This window comes from Paenibacillus sp. Marseille-Q9583 (assembly GCF_976954365.1).
Genome location: NZ_CDRJTB010000137.1, coordinates 1 through 4,117, shown reverse-complemented (window position 1 = coordinate 4,117; position 4,117 = coordinate 1). Strand labels below are relative to the sequence as shown.

Below are 4,117 nucleotides of genomic sequence, written 5' to 3'. Positions count from 1 at the left end.
AACATATGGAGGAATAACTCATGAGCGATTTTACAGATTTGATTGAATCCCGCAGGTCTGCTATGAATTTTGTTGAAGGGGTGAAGATCCCTCAGAATGAACTTGAGGAAATGTTCTCTTACGCCAGATTGGCTCCATCTGCATATAATCTTCAACATGCCAATTATAAAGTGGTTTCTGATGAGAATTTAAAAGAAGAGATTCGTAAAGCGGCTTACGGTCAATATAAAATTCACTCCGCCTCAGCGGTTATCGTGGTACTCGGTGATAAGAATGCTTATCTGAAAGCTCCAGAAATCTTCGGAGGACTTAAAGCATTAGGGGCTATGAGTCAAGAGGATTATGATGCAGAGATAGAAACGATTAACAATGCCTATAAAGGAAAAGATGCTTTCCAAAGAGATGAAGCTATACGGAATGCCTCCTTGTCTGCCATGCACTTCATGCTGATTGCCAAAGATAAAGGCTGGGATACCTGCCCGATGATCGGCTTTGATCCGGAAGCCCTTCAATCCACTTTAAATCTACCCGATCATATGGTACCTGTTATGCTGATCACCATCGGCAAAGACAAGAAACATAAAATCAGACCACGGGGCTATCGTAAACCGGTCAATGAATTCGTTGAATTTATCTGAGTATCATACGAAGATAATAGTAAATATGACAAAAGCGTTCCAGCCGATTTTTGAATTTCGGATGGAACGCTTTTTTTTATGAGGATGTGGAGATGAAACCTTTCTCCTCTACTTAGCATATTGAAGAATTGCAATCGCTGCTCGTTCCCGTCGTTCGGCGTTCTCACTAACAAGAGCTTCCTTCAAAATATCGAGCGCCACTGATAATGTCTCTTCATCCACATGCACTCGATTACTCACCGCTTGCTCTGAATCAGAAGAACCTGTAATCCACAGATCCACACGAGCACTAGGCATCGGTCCCTTATACTGTTTAACCACTCCAATATCGCTAAGAAACTCTTTTACCCCTGCGTTTAGATCGGTTATAGGAAGACTTTTCAGCCAAGTTACACCCCGTCGATGGCATGTACCGATGTCTGGCGCGTCAAATAATTCATTGTAAAAATAATCGCCTAGATCTCCTAGATGTACCCAATCTCCATCACACACCAGCACATAATCGCCATCCTGCATCGTATGTACGAAGAGTTGAATGGCTTGCATATGTTCTGTAAGCTCTAACTCACTGTATTGGTATGTATGAATCATCCGATCACGGAGCTCCACTTTACTGATGTTCTCCAAATCCCCTATTCCGGGATATCCGATACTAACATAATTATCCTCTAAAAATGCTGTGATTCTTTCGGTCCCAAGCGGCTTTGATCCCATCTGAAACAGATTCATAGATTATCCCTCCAAGTAATTAATGTAATATTATTCAGCAAAGAGAACTCTTCCTAGCAAGCTCATATGCCTATCCTCCATCCTGCGTCCTCATTGGTGTAATTAAAAAAAGTGTGGACGAAGTCATGTCTACAGGCTGTATCACCAGTGGTCTTTCTTTTCCAGCAAACCTTATTCTAAGCGTCTCACTATCGATCGCCCGAAGGATGTCTCTGAAATACTTGCCGTTAAATGAAACTCGAAAGTGTTCACCTTCTAGATGCTCCAAAGGAATCTCTTCTTTTACATCCCCAATTTCTGCAGTCTTGGACACTAAACTAAGCGTGTTAGAAGGAAGTACGCTGAGCATAACACTCTCACCAGCCAATATTGAAATACGTTCAACTACATGTAACAAACGGTCTGTCTTAACAATCACTTCGGAGAGGTGTGCTTTTGGGATTAAATTATTGACAGAGGGATAAGTTCCTTCTAAAATGGCAGACTGAACCCTCAATCCATTAGAAATAAATCTGATTTGCTTAGGGCCTATTTCTAATTCGGTGCTGCTGTCTGTATTATCGTTTAATATTTTCAAAAGATCCTCAAGGGTGCTGCCTGGGATTACAACATCTAAAGAAATTGCACCGTAATCTTCTACACTTTCAATAACATGCTGGGCGAGGCGGATGCCATCAGTGGCGGCAACACGTATATTTCGCTTATCAATTTGAAGTGATACGCCTGTCAGCACAGGTCTGGTTTCCAATGAAGAGACCGCAAAAACTACTCTTTTAAATATTTGCTTCAAAAGGGTGTTCTTCATGCTAATCCTTTGAAAGTTTGGATGATCTATATATTGGATTCTCGGAAACTCTGCCGCATCCATTCCACATAAACGAAATTGAGTGTTCCCTGATTGAATGTTTAGAATCAATGACTCTACGATTTCCAGCCTAATTAGTCCAGGATCAAGCTTACGAATGATCTCATAAAAATAACGCGCGGGAACTACGATCTCACCTGGTTTGTGTACAATCATCGAATCCATCTTCACAGGAAGCTTATATTCAATGGTCATTCTTATATTGCTGGCTGTTAAAGTCAGACCCTCCGCTTGCGCCTGAATATGTATTCCGGAAAGAACACGGGAGGAACTATTCGGGGATATAGCTTTTAAGGCTGCTTGTAGTGCAGTGCTAAGAGAATCTTTTGACACATGGATTAGCAAAGACTTCACCTAACTCTCCTTAGATTCCTTTACAAAATACGCCTCAATGATGTTCCGAAATACTTGGGAGCGAGATGCGTTCTGATCCGCACAAGCCTGCTCTATCTCCTGCCAGATGTTTTCTGGTAACGTCAAAGATACCTTTTTAGTTATACCGGTGCTTTTTCTGCCAGCCCCTTCCCGAAGACCTCCCCTCGTAAAAAGAAACCCTAACTGCCCGTCTTTAGTAGCTACGCCTACCTTAACTTTATCCTTAGAGCTACTTGTGATATCGCTTGTGATTTTAGAATTGAATTCACTTAAAATTCCATCTCTGTGTTCGTCTTCGAATTTATGATCACTCAATCCTCACACCTCATAATTTGAATTTAGTAACTAAAATCAATAAATCCACTATTTTCATAATACCATACATGCCAATAATCCACCACCATTCTAGACACAAAAAAACACCCCATAGATCGGAGTGTGTGGTTAACTGGCTAAGCGTTCGAAATTGTGATTGTAAGAGTTAATTACCGCACTATCTCAAGATATTCTGGTAATTCGGTGTAAGGTCAGACTTTCGTGGGTCTCTCAAATGCTTGTATGATTCTAACTTCACCTTAGGACCAGGAGTGATTCTAAAAGTCATAGTATCCTCTCCAACGGAAAGATGTGGACCCACTGTAGGGTGTATATTGAGTGTAATTAAGAAATCAAACCGACGAAATCCATTCACTCGCTTTATATCTGTAACATCTACTAAATAAGGATACACTGTAGGAGTTACCGTCAGAAGTGGCGCATAAATCTCAGCCATTTTTTTCTCAATATGGGGTAAAAGAAAGAGCATTAGTGTGTCTTTGTACATGAGCTCACGGGAATCCTGATCTGGAAGCTTCGGTTCCGATTCAGCTCTGGACGGAGCCTCGGATTGCGGCTGAACTAACCCATTAGCGGAGCATGGTTGTTGAGCCAGCAAGAACATAACTGCGATAAGAAGAGGAGCAATCCATCTTTTTTTCATTAAAATAGCCTCCTTAGGGAACTTTTTATAAATTCCCCAATGAGGCCCTATTTTTATACGCTAAATCTCAATTGTGTTAAAAAGAAAGGGATCTCCCTTCAGATAATTCCTTAGAATCGCTTGCGCATAAGGCTGTTCTGCTTTCAGTCCCTCGGTTTCTCTAGGGTCGGGTGCGTGATGGCAATAATTTTCGATCATAACCATGACCGTAAAATTCTCTAGAGTCTGAAACCACTCCCCATCAAGCTTGGCCACACTTTCGTAACCCTTAATGACCAGTTCTCTTTGTAAAGGATACAACCCTAGAATGGTATGTGCCACATCATAAAGATAATATCCCCAGCCACATCTTCCGAAATCAATCGGTCGAGGTTCACCCTCTTTAAATATGATGTTCCCTTGATGTAAATCACCATGGATAACCCCATAAGTCCTTCTGTTCTTATTTTTATGTTGCTTGCTTAACCAGCCGTATAATTTCTCAGCCGCAGACTGATACAGCACGAACTCATCATCCGAAAGAAAACTATG

6 protein-coding genes are annotated in these 4,117 nt (G+C 41.3%); 1 reads left to right on the top strand and 5 read right to left on the bottom strand.

Annotated elements, in window-relative coordinates:
* The first annotated feature begins 20 nt into the window (after positions 1 to 20).
* Positions 21 to 638, top strand: a complete 618-nt coding sequence (locus ACWNM1_RS30255) for a nitroreductase family protein (RefSeq protein ID WP_449603882.1) — start codon at positions 21 to 23, stop codon at positions 636 to 638.
* A gap of 108 nt (positions 639 to 746) precedes the next feature.
* Here the strand turns inward: ACWNM1_RS30255 and ACWNM1_RS30250 are convergent, their stop codons facing one another.
* From ACWNM1_RS30250 to ACWNM1_RS30230, 5 genes are all read right to left on the bottom strand, one after another.
* Complete coding sequence (locus ACWNM1_RS30250) at positions 747 to 1,367, bottom strand: hypothetical protein (RefSeq protein ID WP_449603881.1); 621 nt, start codon at positions 1,365 to 1,367, stop codon at positions 747 to 749.
* Between the two features lie 70 nt (positions 1,368 to 1,437).
* Positions 1,438 to 2,586 (bottom strand): DNA polymerase III subunit beta, encoded by a 1,149-nt coding sequence (gene dnaN, locus ACWNM1_RS30245; RefSeq protein WP_449603880.1) that lies wholly within the window; start codon positions 2,584 to 2,586, stop codon positions 1,438 to 1,440.
* Positions 2,587 to 2,922 carry a hypothetical protein gene (locus tag ACWNM1_RS30240; protein ID WP_449603879.1) on the bottom strand — a complete coding sequence of 112 codons (336 nt, stop codon included), beginning with the start codon at positions 2,920 to 2,922 and terminating at the stop codon, positions 2,587 to 2,589.
* A gap of 178 nt (positions 2,923 to 3,100) precedes the next feature.
* Positions 3,101 to 3,586 (bottom strand): DUF3888 domain-containing protein, encoded by a 486-nt coding sequence (locus ACWNM1_RS30235; protein WP_449603878.1) that lies wholly within the window; start codon positions 3,584 to 3,586, stop codon positions 3,101 to 3,103.
* 60 nt (positions 3,587 to 3,646) lie between these two features.
* A partial coding sequence (locus ACWNM1_RS30230; protein ID WP_449603877.1) for a phosphotransferase enzyme family protein occupies positions 3,647 to 4,117 on the bottom strand: 471 nt, incomplete at its 5' end.

What these genes read in the sequence shown, in the direction of transcription:
- ACWNM1_RS30255 (WP_449603882.1), top strand. Translation starts at nt 21, where the DNA reads ATGAGCGATTTTACAGATTTGATTGAATCCCGCAGGTCTGCTATGAAT.
- ACWNM1_RS30250 (WP_449603881.1), bottom strand. Translation starts at nt 1,367, where the DNA reads ATGAATCTGTTTCAGATGGGATCAAAGCCGCTTGGGACCGAAAGAATC.
- ACWNM1_RS30235 (WP_449603878.1), bottom strand. Translation starts at nt 3,586, where the DNA reads ATGAAAAAAAGATGGATTGCTCCTCTTCTTATCGCAGTTATGTTCTTG.